A 17778-nucleotide genomic window follows, 5' to 3' on the forward strand; every position below is an offset into this window, starting at 1 on the left:
GCCGGTGTCGCCGGTACGGGCACCCGTCCTCAAGGGATGGAGCGGTCGCCGGTCAGGCGACGGTCGACACCGGGCGGCGTCGGCGTACCAGCAGCGCGGCGCCCGCAGCGGCCGTGCCGAGCAGGGTGCCCCCGGCGGCGAGCGCCCCCGTGTCGCGTCCGTTCCGGCTGTCGCCGCCGGAGCCGGCCGGGGCACCTCCGATCGGGGTGACGGTGAAGGTGGCGCTGCCCGCCGAGCTGCCGTCGCCGCAGGTCGCGGCCACCGTGTACGTGCCCAGGGTGAACCCGGCGGTGAACAGTTCGGCGCTGAGCCCGCCGCCCGCGGCGGCCGTGGTGGATCGGACGTTCTGGTCGCGGTTGGGTCCGGTGACCCGGAAGATGACGTCACCCGACTTCGGGTTGCAGGTCGTCGCGGTGAGCACGACGGTTCCTCCGACCGGGGTGGTGGCCGGCGACACGACGGTGTCGGCCAGTGCGGCACCCGGCAGCAGAAGCGTGCCGAGACCCACGCCAAGCGCCGCCGAGCAGAGTGCTGTTGAGACCTTCATACGCGTCTTCCCTCACTTTTCGTCCGCTGACTGCGTGGGACGTCGTTCGGGTGGCCAACTCCGTGACTAGCACCGGTGTGCCCAACACTAGGTGGGTTGGCACCCCGATCAGGTGAAAATGAGAAACCTTCGTTGCCGTCACGTGTCCACCCGAAGGCGGGTCCTGGTGCGGGCCGACAAGATTGCGCCGATCTTGCACTTTCGGTCGCCGAGACGTGTGCCATGCCCTGTATGTCGCCGCAGCAACTGCAAGATCGCGGTGCGAGGGATGCCGTGGCGGGGAGGTGTGGCAGCGTGGTGCGGGTGAGCCACCTCGAGGTTGATCTTGTGCTGGTGGGGGGCGGGGGCGCTGCTTCGTTGGTGCTCGCCGCGCTCGACCGGCACGACGTCCGCGATCTGCGGATCGCCGTCGTCGACCCGGTTCGTCGGCGCGGCCAGGACCGCACCTGGGCGTTCTGGGGCCACCCCGACAGCGACCTCGACCCGCTGCTCAGCGCGAGCTGGCACCAGGTCGAGGTGGTCACGCCCGCGCGGCGTCGCGTCCTGGACCTGACCCCCCTGCGGTACGCCATGCTCCGCTCCGGCCCGGTCTACGACCGGGCTGCCGAGGCCGAGCGCCGGCTGGACGCGACGCGGATCGCGGCACCCGCCCACGTGGTCCGCGACGACGGGACCGGGGTGATCGTGCGCACCGGCGACGGGCGCGAGATCCGGGCCGGCTGGGCGCTCGACTCCCGCCCCCGGCCACCGGCCCGCGCGGGGCGGACGACCTGGTTGCAGCACTTCCGTGGCTGGTGGCTGGAGGCCGACCGGCCGGTGTTCGACCCGCGCCGGGCGGTCCTCATGGACTTCCGTACCCGGCAGCCGGCCCGGGGCGTCTCCTTCGGCTACGTGCTCCCGGTGAGCGACCGGTACGCCCTGGTCGAGTACACCGAGTTCTCGCCCGACCTGCTCACCGACGCCGGGTACGACACGGCACTGGCCGGCTACCGCGACCTGCTCGGGCTCGACCCGGACGGGCTGCGCGTCCGCGAGGTCGAGAACGGGGTGATCCCGATGACCGACGCGCCGTTCCCGGCCCGGCCCTCGTCCCGCGTCGTCCGCCTCGGCACGGCCGGCGGGGCGACCCGACCCTCGACCGGCTTCACCTTCTCGGCGATGCACCGACAGGCCGACCAGGTCGCCCGCGCGCTCGCCGCCGGCCGTCCTCCCGTTCCGGCGCCCGCCTACCCGGCCCGGCACCGCTGGATGGACGCGGTGGCGCTGCGGGCGCTGGACAGCGGCGGCGTCGGCGGTCCCGACTTCTTCGACCGCCTCTTCGACCGCAACGCCGCCGAGCGGGTGCTGCGGTTCCTCGACGGCGTCACCACCCCGGCCGAGGAGATCGCGATCATGAACTCGACCCGGCTCGGGCCGATGATGGCGGCCACCGTCGGCGACGCGGCGCACCGCGTCCGCGACCGCCTGCGACCCGCCCGACCCGCGCCGACCATCCCGGCGGCCGTGGTGGGCGGCCCGCCCCGGCCCTGTGCCGACCCCGAAACCTGAGCCGGGCCCCCGGTCAGCGCCGGGCCGACACCGTGTCGCGGATCAGCACCCGCAGGTCCTCCATCGGGTCGCCGTCACCGGCCCCCAGCAGGGTCTTCGTCGCCGCGACCGTCAGTCCCAGCTCCGGGTACGCGTAGGCGAGGCTGCCGCCGCTGCCGGCCGCGCCGAACGAGCCGTCGTCGTCCAGCGAGTACCCGAGGCCCCACGTCGTCTCCTGCCCGAACACCCACTCCGGCCCCGGCGGCCCGTCCGGCGTCGTCGCCTCCCGCACCCGTGCCGGCGAGATGAGCCGTACGCCGTCCACCTCGCCGATCAGCGCGGCGAGCATCCGCGCCGCCGCGCGGGCGGTCATGGTGCCGGTCGCCGGCACCTCGGCGGTGAGGACGTCGGCCCGGCTGCCGACCTGCGCGCCCGGCCGGACCCCGGGCGGGGCGACCCGGTCGAAGTGCGGCAGGTTGGCGCTCGCGTAGTCGAACAGCGCCGCCAGGTTGCGGTCCTCGACCCGGGCCAGCCGGTCCAGGTCGGCGGCCGGCACGGCGAGGTACAGCTCGTCGGCCACCCCGAGGGGCCCGGCCACGTCCTCGGCGAGCACCTGCGAAACGTGCCGGCCGGTCACCCGACGGACCACCTCACCCACGAGCCAACCGAAGGTCCACGCGTGGTACGCCTTCACCGCGCCGGGCGGAGCGATCGGCTCGGCGTCGGCCACGATCGCGCACATCCGGTCCCAGTCGGCGAAGTCCTCCGGTGTCACGTCCGCCGGTAGGACGGGGACACCGGCGGTGTGGGTGAGCGCGTGCCGCAGGGTGATCCGCTCCTTGCCGTGCGCGCCGAACTCCGGCCACACCTCGGCGATCCGCAGGTCGTAGGTCAGCTCGCCCCGCTCGGCCAGCACGTGCACCACGGTCGCGGTGAGGGCCTTGCCGGTGGAGACGCTCCAGATCGGCGTGTCACCGCCGAGTGCCCGGCCGGTGGCCCGGTCGGCGCTCCCCACGTGCACGTCCAGGATCGGCGACCCGTGCAGGTACGCGGCGACCTGCACCCCGGATTCCCGCCCGCTGGCGATCAGGCCTTCGGTCGTGCGCCGTACGTCGGCCCGCAGGCCCTCCCAGTTGCCGTTCACGGCGAACGACTCTGACAGATCGGACCGCGCAGGGCGCGCGATTTTCCTCAGTGGGTGAGGAGGCGCTCACGCAGCCGGTCGGTCAACGCCTCGTCCACCCCGAGCCGGTCGGTGGCGTAGCCGACCACCGACCCGTACGCGGCGCTCAGGTCGGCCAGGACGTGCCGGATGACGGCCTCGGGCGCGCGACCGTACCCGGGCCAGAGCAGCTCACGGTCCGGATTGAGGGCCCGCCAGTCGGCGATGAGACGCTCGGTGGCCAGCTCGGTGCGTGCGAAGTCGGCGGCGATCTGGTCCTCGTCGACGCCCAGCAGGGCCAGCAACAGCGCGGCCAGCAGGCCGGTGCGGTCCTTGCCGGACGCGCAGTGGAAGAGCAGCGGAGCGTCGGCGGCGGCGATCACCTCCAACGCCTGCCGCAGCTCGACGACCCCGTCCTCGGCCACCTCGGCGTACCGGTCGGCGAGGTAGCGCCACGGATCGAGCTCCGGGTCGATCGTCGCCTGGTCGTAGGGGCGGTGCTCGATGCTCAGGTTGTGCCAGGCCAGGCCGTCGATCTGGGGCGCTCGCCCCCGTGCGGCGATCTCCCACGGATACCGCAGGTCGATCACGGTGCCGACACCGAGGGTGTGGAACCGGTCCAGGTCGGCGCCCGCCAGCTTGCCGAGCGAGTCCGAGCGGTAGAGCAGCCGCCAGCGGACCGTACGCCCGTCGTCGGCGCGGTAACCACCGAGGTCGCGGAAGTTGTGCAGACGGTCGAACGCGACGTGCCGGTCCATCCGGCAGACCCTAGCGCCTCCGGTCCCGGCGTGGCGGCCCCCGACAGCTCGTCGCGTGGTCGTCGCCCGGTAGGTTGCCTGCCATGGCGGAGGGCAGGGGCGTGCAGATCTGGACCGACGGGGCGTGCAGCGGCAACCCCGGGCCGGGCGGCTGGGGGGCGTTGCTGCGTTACGGCGACCACGAGCGCGAGTTGTGCGGCGGGGAGGCCACGCCGACGACCAACAACCGGATGGAGCTGATGGCGGCCATCCAGGCGTTGGAGAGCCTGAACCGGCCGGTCACCGTCGAGTTGCACACCGACAGCACGTACGTGCGCAACGGCATCACGAGCTGGCTGGCGTCGTGGAAGCGCAACGGCTGGCGTACCGCCGCCAAGCAGCCGGTGAAGAACGCCGACCTGTGGCAGCGGTTGGAGGCCGCCTGCGAGCGCCACGAGGTCACCTGGCTGTGGGTCAAGGGGCACAACGGTCACCCCGAGAACGAGCGCGCGGACGGTCTGGCCAACAAGGGCATGACCGAGGCCCGCGCGGCGCTGACGACCCGCTAGCCCCGGCGGGTCGCGTCGGGGTGCCCCGGCAGGCTCGACCCGCCGCCACTGCTGCCGGACGACCCGCCGGCGACACCCGAGTTGTCGCCCTCGGTCACGATGTCCGGCCGTTCGTCGGTGTCGGCCGGCGCGGGAACCTCGGTGTCCGCCTCGACCTGTACCAACGGCACCTGGCCGGCCTCGTCCTCGCTGTGCTGCGGGTCGCCCGGCAGCTCACCGTCGCGCTTTCGGTAGCCCACGCCGTGCCTCCCGTCGCTGCCGGTCCGCGTCGGCGGTGGCTACCCGGCGTCGTCACCTGCGAAACCTCGTCCGGCGGCAGCCGCCGGTCGGGCGACCGGGCCGACCGTGGCGTTCGGCAGCCGCGTGGTCCGCCGGTCGACGCCGGACCCGTACCGTCGTCAGCGTCGCCGACCCCGGCGGCCCGCGGCGGGGGCGCGCACCGGTGTGAGCGCGAGCGTCGTCCAGTGCGCCGGCCTGGTCAGCGTCGCCGGCAGGACCGTGCGAGCGTCGCCGCGCGCGGCGTCGAGCTGCGCCTGGTGCAGGAACAGCGTCTCGCGTAGGTCGGCCCCACGCAGGTCGGCGCCGCGCAGGTCCGCACCCGTGACGTCGGCCAGGGCGAGGTCCACGCCGCGCAGGTCGGCGCCGATCAGCAGCGCGCCGCGCAGGTTGGCCCGGCGCAGGTCCGTCCGGCGCATGTCGACGCCGAGGAGGTGAACGCCCCGCCGGTCGAGGCCTCCGGGAGCGCGCGCCGCGTCGCTGGCGCGCGACAGCAGCGGGTTGACCCGGGCCCGGTGCGCGTCGACGTCCACGGTCCGCAGACGCGTCAGCTCTCCCTCGGTGAGCCCGGTGACCTCGTCGCGGGCGCGGTCCAGCTCGGCGCGCAGCTCGGCCGACGGGCCCAGCGACAGCGCCTCGGTGAGGTACCAGAGCAGTTCGTGCAACGGGCGCAGCACCCGGAACGCCTCGGCCATCGCCGGCAGGGTCTCCGGGGCGTCCCGCCAGTCCCGCCCACCGAAGGTGACCTGCGCGACCTGCTGGCCGGCGCCGAAGCAGTCGAAGACGGTGCAGCCCGCGAACCCGCGCTCCCGCAGCTCGGTGTGGATGCCGCAGCGGTGGTCCGGGCGCAGGTTCGGGCAGGCGCGGCCGGCGGGCTTGTCGATGGCGAAGTCCGCCGACGCGGCGAAGGCCGGAACCACGCAGCACAACCCGAAGCAGCGCGCACAGTCGGCGCGCAGCGGCGTCGGCCCGGGGCTGGGCGGCACGGCCGGTACTCCCTCTGGTCGTGGTACGCGGTGGTCACCAGTGTCCCGCGCGGCACCCCGAGGGGCCGACGCGGGGTCACCCTCCGTGCGGGTCGCCGGCCGCCGCGGCGCGCGGAACGGGGGTACGCGGACCGTCCGGCGCGGGCACCAGCCGGCGTACCGCCCGCTGCCCGTCGCCGTGCCCGTACTTCTGGTCGAAGTGCCGGGCCACGACGGTAGCCGGCGTGGGGTCCCCTTCGGCCGGCTCGGCCAGCGCGAACACCGCGGGCGTCGCGCCCGGGCGGGGCGGCAGTACGGCGCGTACGGTCAGCGGGCCGGTCACCCGGAACGCCCGGCAGTCGACGTAGTGCTGCCCCTGGACCGTCACGTAGGGCACCTGCACCTCGACCACGTCGGAGTCCTCGTGGCGCAGCGTCACGGTCACCGACCAGTACTGGTCCAGGTTCGAGGTCTCCCGCTGGTGCTCCCACAACTCCTCGAACCGGGCGTGTACGAAACCGCCCCACGGGCTGTCCATGTCCACCTCCAGCTGGGGCACGTTGAACGACAGCTTCCCGATCGGGAAGAACGAGATCAGCGCCCGGCTGTCCCACTGGTAGAGCTGGATCGACGGGGACGCGTCGTAGAGCCGTACCTGCAACCGGTGCCGCACCGCCGGATCGAGGGTGTCGGCGAACGCGGCCAGGTGCCGCAGGTTGGTACGGATCTGGCGCGGCACGTCCACCCGCTGCCGTTCCAACTCCTCGGAGCGTTGCTGCGCGGCGGTGCAGTCGGGGTCGAGCAGGAGCAGCTGGACGTGGGCGCCGTTGCCGAGCGCCGCGCGTACGGCGTCGAAGGTCTCCTCGCGGTGCCGCTGCTCCAGCAGGATCGTCCAGGTGTCGAGAATGCGGACCCGCCGCGTGCAGCGGCGCAGCCGGGTCACGAACGCCGCCTGGTCGAAGCTCAGGTGTTCCTGCACCCGGGCCCTGCGGGCCTCTTCGAACAGCGGGTCGAAAATGACGTACGAGATCGCCGCGAGCACGACGCTGGAGCCGAGGTTGAGCAGCAGGTCGCTGAGGAAGCCGGTGCTGCGCCAGGCGGCCAGCAGCATCACGAGCGCGATACCGAGCAACGGCCCACCGACCACGACGGCGCGTCGCTGTCGGCCGCGACCTCCGCTCCGCCCCGCCCACTCGGGCATCCGGTCCCCTTCCGTCATGGCCCACCGAGATGCGGAGGATACGGGCCGGCTTTGCCGCTCGCTGTCCCGTTCGTGACCGTCCGGTTTCGTCGGTCGGGGCCGTCGTGCCACTCGTAGGGTGACGGTATCGGAGTCAGGCGAGCGCGGAAGGTGACGGGGTGGACGACGCGGAACGCGAGAAGGCGCTGTTGAGTGTCCTGAACACCGAGCACTACGCGCTGCAGACGTCCCGAGCCGGCACGATCGACGAGGCCACCGGCCGCGCCACCATCTTCCTGTCCGTGCTGTCGGCGGCCCTGATCGGTCTCGGCTTCGCCGCCGGCAACGACCGGGTGGTCCGGCCCTATCTGGGCGCGGTGCTGCCGATCCTGGTGATCATCGGGTTGCTGACCTTCCTGCGGCTGGTGGAGACCACCGTGGAGAACTCGCTGGACATGAAGCGGATCCAGCGCATCCGTGCCTACTACCACCACCGTCTCGCCAGCGAGCACGACTTCTTCGCCGACGCGGTGGCGTCCGAGGACAGCGCGGAGGCGGCCCGGATGCTGGTGGGCATCCGGTCGGGGCGCTGGGAGTTCCTGCTCACCACGGCCGCGCTCGTGGGCGCGGTCAACGCGGCGCTGGTCGGGTCGGCCGTCGCTCTGGTGCTCGGCATGGTCGGCGGCTGGCACTGGCTGATGGTCGTCGCCGGGGTGGCGGTCGCGCTCGCGGCGTTCGGAGCGCAGTTCCTCTACATCGTCGGCATGTCGAGGGGCCGTAACACCAGATCCGGCGCCGGTCGTCGCCGGTGAGCGAGGGTACCGTCACCGGATGCGGATCACCCGGTTCACGCACTCCTGCGTCCGACTCGAGCACGACGGCGCGGTGCTGGTGATCGACCCGGGCACCTGGAGCGAACCGCGCGCGCTGGCCGGCGCGGACGCCGTCCTGGTCACCCACGAGCACACCGACCACGTCGACGTGCTGCGCCTCGCCGGGCTCGGCGTGCCGGTGTACGCCCCCGAGGACGCCCTGCTGCCCGACCTCGCCCCGCTGCCGGTCACCCGGGTACGCCCAGGGCAGCGCTTCACCGCCGCCGGCATTCCGGTCAGCGCCCACGGTGGCCGGCACGCCGTGATCCACGAGGGTCAGCCCGACTGTGCCAACCTCGGTTACCTGATCGGTAACGGGCTCTACCACCCGGGCGACTCGGTGCACGTGCCGGACGAGCCGGTGCGCACCCTGCTCGTGCCCGCCCACGGGTCGTGGCTCCGCCTCGACGAGGCGATCCGCTTCGCCCGCGCGGTGGGCGCCGAGGCCACGTACCCCATCCACGACGCGCAGCTCAATGATCGTGGTCTGGCCAGTGTGGCCGGCTGGTTCGCCGAGACCATCCCCGGCTACCGCCACCTCGCCCCGGGCGACACCGCCTGAGCGACGCTGCGGTCGTGGGTGGTCGGGGCACACAACGGCATCGACAAGCGTGTCGATCGCGCTCATGTCGGGTGTGGTCCACGTCACGGTAGCTTCGGCGCGCGCCGACGCCCCCACCGGCGCTGCCGAGGAGAGCGTCCATGACCACACCGCGTAGAGCCACCACCGCCCTGACCGCCGTCCTGCTGCTGATCCTGACCGTCGCGGCCCCCGCCCGGGCCGCCACCCCCGCCACCAGACCGCCGGTGGCCGGGGCGCTGGGCACCTACAACATCTCCGGGGTGTACGTCGCCGGAGTGTCCTCCGGTGGCTACATGGCCACCCAGCTGCACGTCGCCTACTCGTCCCGGATCCGGGGCGCGGCCGTCTTCGCCGCCGGCCCGTACTACTGCTCCCAGAACACCGTCGCCCAGGCGCTGTACGGCTGCGGTGACAACATCTACCCGACGAACGTGTCGACGCTGGAGACGTACACCCGCACCTGGGCGTCGTACGGCTGGGTCGACCCGGTCGGCAACCTCTCCGGTGATCCGGTGTACGTGTTCCACGGCACCAACGACACCGCCGTCAAGAAGTCCGTCACCGACGACCTGGTCCGCTACTACCAGCGCTTCGGTGCCAGCGTGCAGTACGACAGCGGCTCGGCCGCCGGCCACGCGTGGGTCACCCCGTACGGCACGCTGGGATGTACGGCGACCGCGTCGCCCTACCTGAACGACTGCGGCACCGACCCGCAGAACGCCCTGCTGCGCAAACTGCTCGGCGGGGTCAACGCGCGCAACACGGGTGCGTTGGGCGGCACGCTGGTGCGCTTCGACCAGAACACGTTCGCCGTCAACGGGTGGGCCAACGGACTGAGCATGGACGCCAACGGCTACGCCTACGTCCCGTCGGCGTGCGCGGCCGGCCAGTCGTGCCGGCTGCTCGTCGCGCTGCACGGCTGTGTGCAGGGGGCCGGGTCGGTGGGCACGGCGTTCGTCGACCGGGCCAACCTCAACCAGTACGCGGACACCAACAACCTGGTCGTGCTCTATCCGCAGGCCGGGACGGCGCTGACCAACCCCAACGGCTGCTGGGACTGGTGGGGCTACCTGGGCGCGACCAACTTCCCGATCAAGGGCGGCGCCCAGCTCGAAACGATCATGAACATGGTCCGGCGCCTGGGCGGCTGACCACGCCGGTCCTCAGCCCAGGAACAGCTGGAGCAGGACGACCACGGCGAGCAGCGCCGGCCCCCGGGCACCCTGCCGCAGCAGGTCGACCGGGACCATTCCGAACGGCGTGTTGACCGTCGCGCCGCCGTAGTCGAGCGGTGGGCGGGTGCCGGCCCGGAAGGCGGCGGCCACCACCCCGAGTGCCAGCGTCGGCGCGAGCCAGGTCGGGCCGGTGTCGACGCCGGGCAGGCTCGGCAGGGTCAGCAGCCACCACAGGCCCGCGCCGACCGCCGGCACCACCACGTGCACGCCGCGCAGCAGGGCGTCGCTGCCACCGAGCGTCCGGCGTAGCCCGGCCGACCGGCTGACCGCGCGCAGCCCACCGGTGAGCCGGCTGACGGCCAGGTACGCGAACACCACCTGTGCGACCCCGGCCAGACCGGGCAGCGCGAGCGCGGCCGCGTACTGGACGCCGACGAGCCCCGCCCAGATCAGCACGGCGCTGGGGTGGCGGCGCAGCCGTCGCACGTCCGCCTGGAGCAGCGCCCACCAGCCCGCACCGGGCAGGAACCGGCTGCTGCGGACCCGACCGACGCGCCGCCAACGACGGCTCTCCACCAGGCCGGCCAGCAGGCTCGGGTCGAGCAGGACGGTGGCCGTGGCGGCGGCGTTGGCGAACTGCGCGCCGGTGGTCAGGGTGGCCCGGTCCACCCGGGGCAGCGCGCGTACCGCCAGCACCGTCGCGACGAGCGCGAGCGGCACGGCGACGGCGACCAGCGCGATCGTCGGCGTCGCCGACGGTCGGGGCAATCCGTCGCCGAGGCGGCCGGTGAGCACCACGACGGCGGTGACGACGGCCGCGGCCACCATCGGGACCGCGCCGGCCAGCGTCGGCCACCGCCGTCCCGCCTGGCTGCCCTGGGCGACGACGCTGAGCGCCAACGCGGCGACACCCCATCCCGCGCCGGCGGCGGCCGCCCAGCCCAGGGCCGCCGCATCGGTGACCCCGCCGAGTGCCGCCACGGCCACCCCGAGCGCGGCCGTGCCCACCGCGGCGCCGGTCAGCAGGACCGCGAGGCGCGGCGCCAACCAGGCCCGCCGGTCGATCGGCGCGCTGGTCACCCAGCTCTGCGTGGCCGGGGTGACCAGCAGCGGGCCGAACGCACGCAGGCCGCGCCAGACCAGCCCGGCGCCGGCGAGCAGCGCGGCGAGGGCCAGCCACCACCGCACGCCCGGCTCGGCCTGCCCCACGGAGGGGGAGTCCAGCAGGTCGCGGCTGGCGCTGATCGCGAACCAGCCGTACATGCCCACGAACAGCACCACGACGTACGCGCTGCCCAACACGTCGCCCAGGGAATGGTCGTGGTGCCGGCGACGGGCGCGGCGCAGGTGCGTACGGACCTGGCGGGCCGTGGGCAGCCCAGGGGGCGCTTCGGCGATCGTGGTCGGCGCGGCCGTCACCGCCCGATCTCGATCCGCTCGTCGACGACGGCATCGATCAGCTCCGGGTCGTGCGAGGCCATCAGCACGGTGGTGCCGGCGTCGCGTTCGCGTCGCAGCCGGTCGGCGAGCCACTGCCGTCCGGCGACGTCGAGGCGCTGCTCCGGCTCGTCGAGGATCAGCACCCGGCGCGGCCGGACGAAGCAGGACGCCAGCGCGAGCCGGCGGCGTTGCCCGCTGGACAGGGTGACCGGGAGTTGGTCACGGGCCGCTTCCAGGCCCAGCTCGGTGAGCACCTCCTCGACCGGCTCGGCGCTGCCCCCGTGGGCGTACGCGACCAGCTCCAGGTGCTCGACCACGGACAGGTCGGGGAAGAAGTCGATGTCGTCCAGGGCGGCGGCCACCAGCGAACGCACCTGCGGGTCGGTCTCGTCGGCCCGGTACCCGTGCACCCGGACCTCACCCGCGTCCGGCCGGTCGGCGCCCACCACGCAGCGCAGCAGGGTGGTCTTGCCGCTGCCGTTGGGGCCCAGCACCACCGCGATCCGGCCGGGCGGCAGCGTGAAGGTCACGTCGTCGAGCACGACCAGGTTGCCGAAGTTGCGGCTGAGTCCCCGCACCGAGAGAGCGTCCACGGTCACACACTCTCCCAGACCCGCGCCACCGACCACGACGAGCGATCGACATCACGCCGACCTCGGGGGACACACCGCTCAGGGGGTGGCCGGTGGCGCTTCGACGTCGCGTACCAGGCGTTCGTCGGCGGCGGCCAGCGCCCGGTCGTCGCCGACCTCCTCGGCCACCGTCGCCGCGTCCGCCCACAGCCGGTGCGCGTCGGCCTGGTCGCCCAGCGCGGCGGCGGCGTCGCCCAGGTAGAGCAGGGTACGCCCCAGTCCCGCTGTGGGCCGGACGTCCGCGCGCAGCCGTCGACTCTCGGCCAGCAGCTCGTACGCCGTCCGCGCCTGCCCCGGCGCGCTGGTCAGCAGCGTCGCGCCCGCGTTGAGCAGCGCCGCGGCACGGCTGGTCGGGTCGTTGACCGACTCGTACTCGCGCAGTGCCGCCCGCCAGGCCTGCGCCGCGTCCAGGTGCTCGCCGAGGCTGGCGTGCAGCAGCACCAGGTTGGTGAGCGCGGCGGCGTAACCGCGCGCGTCGCCCACCGACCGGAACGTGTTCGCCGCCCGCACCAGATGGTGGTGTGCGGCGTCCAGCTCGCCCCGGGCCAGCTGCGCCGCGCCGAGGCCCAGGTGGGTGAGGGCGTGCCCGGCCCGGTCCGCGGACGAGCGGTGCCGGCGGGACAGCTCCAGGTGCTCCACCGCGTCGTCGAGCTGCCCCAGGTCGAGCAGGGCGAGGCCGAGGTTCATCCGCGCCTGGGCGGTGCCCCGCCGGCCGCGTTCGGCCACCGCGAGGGTGAGCGCCGCCGCCGCGCCCTGCGGGTCGTGCCGGCGTCGGCGCAGCACGCCCAGCTCGTTGTGCGCCCAGCCGGCGATCTCCGGTCGGTCGTCGGCCGTCGGGGTGGCCAGGACCGTGCGGCACACCTGCTCCCACTCGTCGAGCCGCTCGACGTGCGCGAGCCAGCCGCACAGCGCCACGGCCAGCCGGAACCACCACCGGCGTACCCGCCGGGGCAGCGTCTCGGCCGCCCCGGCGGGCACCCGGACGACCGCGAGCAGCAACTCCTGGTGCAGGTCGAACCAGCCGTACGGATCGTCGTCAAGCGGCAGCGACCACTCCCGGTCCGGTGGGGAGCCCAGCACGGTCAGGTTGGCGGCGTGCCGTTCCGCCCGCCGGGCCAGATGTCGGGTGAGGCGGGCCTGCGCGGCGACCCGGGCCCGCGCCGGATCGGCGTCGCGCAGGTGCAGGCGAGCGTTCGCGGCGAGCAGCGGACGGACCTCGTACCGGTCGCCGGGAGCGCCGACCACGAACGCGGCGGCGGCCAACTGGTCCAGCAGCCCGGTGATCCGCTCGGGATGCCGGCGGGCCAGCGCGGCGATGGTCGGCCGGTCCACCGGGGCGGGCGCCAGCGACATCAGCCGGTACAGCCGCCGCGCCTCGCGGGTCAACGCCCGGTAGGCGGTGTCCCGTTCGGTGACGAGCTGGGCCGCCGGCGAGACGGCGACCCGCTGGTGCGGCGGGGTGCGCACCGCTCGACGCAACGCGTCCAGGACGTCGGCGTGCCGCCAGCCGTGCTGGGCCGTGCGGTAGCCGAGCGCGCGGACGGTGCGCGGCTGCCGGCCGCACAGGTCGACGATCTCGCGCACGGCGGGGTCGGTACGGGGGTCGGCGCGGCGGACCCGGGCGGCCGGCGCGGCGCCGCCAGCAGCGGCGAACAGTTCGACCGCCTCGGCCGGGCCGGGCTCGGCGATCCAGTGCTCCACCACTCCGCTCAACCCGCTGAGCGCCGGACCGCCGGCCAGCAGCAGCCGGCAGGTGCGCGCGGTCGGTGGCAGCAGCGCGCGAACCTGCTCCGGCCGGTCGACGTTGTCCAGCACCAGCAGGATCTTGCGCCCGTCGATCTTGCGGCGGATCGCGGCAGCCGCGTCCGCGAGGGCGTCCGGCCGACCGGATGCCGGCGGCGTGCTGCCCAGGACCAACGCCAACGCGGTGAGCACCTGCCGGGGCGACCGGCGTCGACCACCCCGGCGCAGGTCGAAGTGGTACTGCCCGTCCGGGAAGTCCGCCCGGCACAGGTTCGCCGCCTGGATGGCGCAGGCCGACGTGCCCACCGCCCGCCGGCCCAGCACCGCCACGGCGTGCTCGCGTGCCAGCAGGTCCAGCACCGCCTGGACATGCTCGTCGCGGCCGGTGAACCCCGCCGTGTACGGCAGGGTCGGCACGTCCTCGACCGGCGTGCTCACCACCTCGGTGGGCTCCGGACCGGTTCCTTGCCGAGCCCGGCGTTGATGCGCGTACACCGCGAAACCGATGGCGCCGACGAACCCGATCACGATGCTCGCCGGGCCGAGCAGTTCGGCGGCCGGGCCGAGCGCGCTGCTCACCAGCTCGGAGAGGAGGTTGATGCCCACGTTGCCGAGCACGCCACCCAGCAGCGAGACGACGGCGGCGAGCAACGGCCATCTCGGCCCGCGGCCGGACGCCCCGCCGGGGCGGGTCACCGAACGCCCCCGGAGACCAGGCCGGCGACGAGTTGCCGCCGGGCGAGCACCATGAGCGCCACCGGCAGCACCGAGGCGAGCACCGACCCGGCGGCCAGCACCCCGCTGTTGGACACGAAGCCGCGGCTCTGCCCGGCCAGGAACAATCCGAGCGGAGTGGCCTCCGGGCCGCTGAACAGCAGGCCCACCGCCAGGTCGTTCCAGACCTGGACGAACTCCAGCACGGAGACGGCGACCACGGCGGGCAGGTTGTGCCGGGCGAGCCGGCGCAGCGTTCCCCACCACCGTCGGCCGCCCAGCCGTGCGCCGCGCACCTGCTCGGCCGGCAGGTCGGCGAACGCGTTACGCAGCACCAGCACCGCGAACGGCACCCCCAGCGCCACGTGCACCAGCGCCAACCCGCGAGCGGTGCCGGAGGAGAGCACCAGGCCGAGCACCTCGTTGACCGGCCCGGCGATCACCTGCACCGGGACGACGGTGGCGGCCATCAGCAGCAGACCGGTCGCCTGCGCGGCCGGCCCGGTCAGCCAGGCCAGCGGGTACGCGGCCAGCAGCGCGACGACGAGGACCGTGGCGGTGACGACGGTGGCCAGCAGCAGGGTGAAGCCCAGCGCCCGCCACAGCTCGCCGCCGCCGAGCAGGGCGGCGTAGGAGCCCGTGCCGGGCGGGGTCGACCACCAGCCCTGCGCGGCGGCGTCGACCTGCCCGTGCGCGGAGGTCGCCAGCAGCACCACGAGCGGAAAGAGCCAGGCCACTGCGGCGGCGGCGGCGACCACCCGGAACAGCCGGCGCGGCGGCGTCACCGGAGTCGGGTCGGGCACCGGCTCGACGCGCGGCGGGGGCCACGCCTGACGGACGAAGAACGCCGCCACCAGCATGCCGGCGGCCACCGCCGCCAGCCAGATGACGCCGAGCGCCGCGCCCTGTCCGGTGGTGGTGCCGCCCGAGGTCTGCCAGACCCGCAGGGCGAGCACCGCCGCGTCGTCGCGGACCGACCCGGGCGTCATCACCAGGATCAGGTCGAAGGTCCGGCTCGTGCCGAGCGCCACCAGGGCGAAGACCACCGCGACGGTACGCAACAACAGCGGTCGCCACTGCGCGTCCCACAGGACGTGTCGTCGGCCACCGCCGTAGGCGCGCACCGCGTCGGCCAGGCTCGGCGGTACGCGGTCCAGCGCGGCCCGGAAGACCAGCACGGCCAGCCCCACCCACGCCCAGACGAACGCCGACATCAACGCCACCGTCACCAGGCCCGGCCCGAGCAGCTGCGGGGCGTCCTCGACGGAGCGCCCGGTCACCCGCGCCGCGAGCAGGGTCACCAGGCCACGGGTCGGGTCGGGGTCGTACATGAGCCGGAAGGTCACCCCGGTGACGACCAGCGGCAACGCCACCGGCACCAGCAGGATCAGGCGGACCAGGCCACCCTCCTGGGAGCGGCGCGACACGACGGCGAACAGGTAGCCCAGCGCCGTCACCACGGCCGGCACCAGCACCGCCCACAGCACCGTACGGCCGACCACCGCGCCGGTGTGCGGGGCGTCGAGGGCGGCCCGGAAGTGCTCCGCGCCGACCCAGCGGCCGTTGGTGGTGACGCTGGCGTGCAGCGTACGCAGCACCGGCCACAGCACCAGCGCCCCGAGCAGCAGCGCGGCCGGCAGCAGCAGCGCGGAGGTCGCACCGGCCGCCGGGTAGGCCCGGCCCCGGCGCGGTGGGCCGACGTCGTCGAGCACCGCCAGTTCGCCGAGCACCCGGGTCTCGCTCACCGGTCACCGCCCGCGTCGCGGGCCGCCGCGGCGAGCTGCCCGGTGGCGTCGTCGATCGCCCGGCGGGCCGGCACGCCGTCGGTGACGTCGGCGAAGAAGTCCTGCATGATGCGCCAGATGCCGACGCCGTCGGAGCCGGTGAACGCCCCCGGCAGCTGATCGGAGAGGTCGAAGTGCAGGGTGTCCGGACCGCGCATCTCGCGGGCCAGTTGCCGGCGGACCGGGTCGGCGTACTCGGTCAGCGAGATGGTGGTGTTCGGCGACAGGTAGCCGCCGGCCCGCAGCCAGGGACCGAACGAGTCGGCCCGGGTCAACCACTCGACCAGCTCCAGGCCGCCCCGGTCGTGGTCGAACGCCACCGCGACGTCGCCGCCGACGATCAGCGCGCCGCCGCCCGCCCCGGCGCTCGGGAAGCGGAAGGTGACCGGCTCCTCGGTGCCGCTGCGGAACCGGCCCACCACCTCGGCGGTGAAATCGGCCTCGAAGACCATCACCGCCCGTCGTGAGCGCACCACCTGGATCACCGACTCCTCGTACTGGGTGAGTAGGGCACGTCGGCCACCGCCGGGGAACGCGCCCTTGATGCTCCACAGCTCGGCGAGCCGGTCCAGGGTGTCGCGCACCGCCCGGCCCTGCCAGTCACCCTCGGACGCGGCGAGAGCGTCGTAGGCGGTGGGCGCGAGGTCGGCCAGCACGTTCTCGAACCAGTCGGTGAGGACCCAGCCGTCCGCCGCGCCGATGGCCAGGGGCGCCGGGCCGCCGTCGCGGGCGAGCGCGCCGAGGCGGCGGGTCAGCGACACCAGTTCGTCCCAGCTCGTCGGCGGCTCGGGCAGCATCGAGGGCAGATGCCACACCAGGGACTTGTGCGCGGCCTTGACCCAGAGGCCGTAGCGCTGCCCCTCGGCCAGCAGCAGGTCACCGAGGCCGATCGGCACCGCGTACTCGGTCGACGGTCGCACCGGACGCAGCCAGCCCCGCGCGGCGTACTCGGTGACCAGGCCGGGACGCGACAGGATCGCCACGTCCGGCGAGGTGCCCGCGAGGTGCCGGGCGCGCAGGAACGCGTCGATGTCGTTGCCGGCGCTGACCACCCGCACCGGAGCGGGGTACGCGGCCACGACCTCGCGGAAGCGGTCCAACTCGCCGCCGCTCCAGACCACGGCCACCTGTACCGAGCGGGTGCCGCCGCCGCACCCGGCCGCGGTCGCCGCCGCGCCGACCGCGGCGGCGCGCAGCAGCGTACGGCGGGTGAGGCCGCCGGCCGGCGTCACCGGGGAACCTCGTCGGGCTCGGTGACCAGGTCGTGCCGCGTCGGGATCTCGGCCAGGGTGGACGGATCGGCGGTGCACACGAGCGTGGCGACCCCCGGCGCGGCCGACGGGGCGAGTCGGGGCAGCAGGTCGCCGAGGCGGCTGCCGCCGGCGGGGTCGGCGGGCAGGTCGACGACGAGCACCTCGGGCAGGCAGACGGCGGCCCGGGCCAGCGCGACCCGGAACCGCTGCGCGTCGGAGAGCACGTGCGGTAGCAGGTCGAGCGTCGGCGCCAACTCCAGCCGCTCCACCACCTTCGTCGTCCAGTCCTCGGCCATCTCGTGCACCCGTTCACGTTTGCGTTGGCCGTACTCGATGTTGCGGCGGACGGTGAGCTGCGGCAACAGCGCACCGCCCGCCGGCACGTAGCCGATCTGCCGGCGCGGCGGCGGCAGGGCCGTGACGTCCCGCTCGCCCACCATGATCCGACCGGTGACCGGGGCGGCCAGGCCGGCCAGCACCCGGGCCACGGCCGTGCCGAAGCGGGGCGGCGCGACCAGCGCCGCCGTCTCGCCGGCCGCGACGTCGAGGGTGACCGGCCCGGTGCCGGGGACGGCGACCAGCGCGCGTAGTCGTAACGTTGCCCTCACCTCCGGTGACA

16 protein-coding genes and 1 pseudogene are annotated in these 17778 nt (G+C 74.4%); 5 read left to right on the forward strand and 12 right to left on the reverse strand.

Going from position 1 to position 17778, the window contains the following annotated elements:
• Positions 1-52: 52 nt before the first annotated feature.
• Complete coding sequence (locus ACN269_RS01770) at positions 53-547, reverse strand: hypothetical protein (RefSeq protein ID WP_421470669.1); 495 nt, start codon at positions 545-547, stop codon at positions 53-55.
• A gap of 284 nt (positions 548-831) precedes the next feature.
• Between ACN269_RS01770 and ACN269_RS01775 the strand changes: the two are divergent.
• Positions 832-2095, forward strand: a pseudogene (locus ACN269_RS01775) (lycopene cyclase family protein).
• A gap of 13 nt (positions 2096-2108) precedes the next feature.
• Here the strand turns inward: ACN269_RS01775 and ACN269_RS01780 are convergent.
• Both ACN269_RS01780 and ACN269_RS01785 read right to left on the reverse strand, forming a co-directional pair.
• Positions 2109-3218, reverse strand: coding sequence for a serine hydrolase domain-containing protein (locus tag ACN269_RS01780; protein WP_421470670.1), 1110 nt, complete (start codon positions 3216-3218; stop codon positions 2109-2111).
• 47 nt (positions 3219-3265) lie between these two features.
• Positions 3266-3994: a tyrosine-protein phosphatase gene (locus tag ACN269_RS01785; RefSeq protein WP_421470671.1), complete on the reverse strand. Its 729-nt coding sequence runs from the start codon at positions 3992-3994 to the stop codon at positions 3266-3268.
• 83 nt (positions 3995-4077) lie between these two features.
• Here ACN269_RS01785 and rnhA point away from each other — a divergent pair, with 83 nt between their 5' ends.
• The gene (rnhA, locus tag ACN269_RS01790; RefSeq protein WP_421470672.1) at positions 4078-4542 is read left to right on the forward strand and encodes a ribonuclease HI; all 465 of its coding nucleotides are present in this window, start codon (positions 4078-4080) and stop codon (positions 4540-4542) included.
• On the opposite strand, the gene ACN269_RS01795 is transcribed toward rnhA, so the two are convergent.
• The 3 genes from ACN269_RS01795 to ACN269_RS01805 form a co-directional block, all read right to left on the reverse strand.
• Positions 4539-4781 (reverse strand): preprotein translocase YidC, encoded by a 243-nt coding sequence (locus ACN269_RS01795; RefSeq protein ID WP_421470673.1) that lies wholly within the window; start codon positions 4779-4781, stop codon positions 4539-4541. The two genes, rnhA and ACN269_RS01795, sit on opposite strands and share 4 nt — an antisense overlap.
• A gap of 159 nt (positions 4782-4940) precedes the next feature.
• Positions 4941-5804, reverse strand: a complete 864-nt coding sequence (locus ACN269_RS01800) for a pentapeptide repeat-containing protein (RefSeq protein WP_421470674.1) — start codon at positions 5802-5804, stop codon at positions 4941-4943.
• A gap of 76 nt (positions 5805-5880) precedes the next feature.
• Positions 5881-6984, reverse strand: coding sequence for a hypothetical protein (locus ACN269_RS01805; RefSeq protein WP_421470675.1), 1104 nt, complete (start codon positions 6982-6984; stop codon positions 5881-5883).
• Between the two features lie 158 nt (positions 6985-7142).
• Between ACN269_RS01805 and ACN269_RS01810 the strand changes: the two genes are divergently transcribed.
• The 3 genes from ACN269_RS01810 (at position 7143) to ACN269_RS01820 (ending at position 9569) form a co-directional block, all read left to right on the forward strand.
• Entirely contained in the window at positions 7143-7775 is a 633-nt protein-coding gene (locus ACN269_RS01810) for a hypothetical protein (protein WP_421470676.1), read from the forward strand.
• Positions 7776-7794: 19 nt separating this feature from the next.
• Positions 7795-8397 carry an MBL fold metallo-hydrolase gene (locus ACN269_RS01815; protein WP_421470677.1) on the forward strand — a complete coding sequence of 201 codons (603 nt, stop codon included), beginning with the start codon at positions 7795-7797 and terminating at the stop codon, positions 8395-8397.
• A gap of 140 nt (positions 8398-8537) precedes the next feature.
• Complete coding sequence (locus ACN269_RS01820) at positions 8538-9569, forward strand: poly(3-hydroxybutyrate) depolymerase (RefSeq protein WP_421470678.1); 1032 nt, start codon at positions 8538-8540, stop codon at positions 9567-9569.
• A 12-nt stretch (positions 9570-9581) separates the two neighbouring features.
• Here ACN269_RS01820 and ACN269_RS01825 read toward each other — a convergent pair whose 3' ends face one another.
• From ACN269_RS01825 to ACN269_RS01850, 6 genes are all read right to left on the reverse strand, one after another.
• Positions 9582-11012: a DUF6297 family protein gene (locus ACN269_RS01825; protein ID WP_421470679.1), complete on the reverse strand. Its 1431-nt coding sequence runs from the start codon at positions 11010-11012 to the stop codon at positions 9582-9584.
• A complete protein-coding gene (locus ACN269_RS01830) occupies positions 11009-11632 on the reverse strand; it encodes an ABC transporter ATP-binding protein (RefSeq protein WP_421470680.1) in 624 nt (207 codons plus the stop codon). Before ACN269_RS01830 ends, ACN269_RS01825 begins: the two co-directional genes overlap by 4 nt.
• Before the next feature lie 72 nt (positions 11633-11704).
• Positions 11705-14104: a tetratricopeptide repeat protein gene (locus tag ACN269_RS01835; protein WP_421470681.1), complete on the reverse strand. Its 2400-nt coding sequence runs from the start codon at positions 14102-14104 to the stop codon at positions 11705-11707.
• Entirely contained in the window at positions 14101-15867 is a 1767-nt protein-coding gene (locus tag ACN269_RS01840) for a hypothetical protein (protein WP_421470682.1), read from the reverse strand. Before ACN269_RS01840 ends, ACN269_RS01835 begins: the two co-directional genes overlap by 4 nt.
• On the reverse strand, positions 15864-17138 hold the full coding sequence (locus ACN269_RS01845; RefSeq protein ID WP_421470683.1) for an extracellular solute-binding protein: 1275 nt from the start codon (positions 17136-17138) through the stop codon (positions 15864-15866). The genes ACN269_RS01840 and ACN269_RS01845 overlap by 4 nt, the downstream gene beginning before the upstream one ends.
• Complete coding sequence (locus tag ACN269_RS01850) at positions 17135-17767, reverse strand: ATP-binding cassette domain-containing protein (protein WP_421470684.1); 633 nt, start codon at positions 17765-17767, stop codon at positions 17135-17137. The genes ACN269_RS01845 and ACN269_RS01850 overlap by 4 nt, the downstream gene beginning before the upstream one ends.
• Between the last annotated feature and the right edge of the window lie 11 nt (positions 17768-17778).

This window comes from Micromonospora sp. WMMD736 (assembly GCF_049179015.1).
In the GTDB taxonomy this organism is placed as follows: domain Bacteria; phylum Actinomycetota; class Actinomycetes; order Mycobacteriales; family Micromonosporaceae; genus Micromonospora.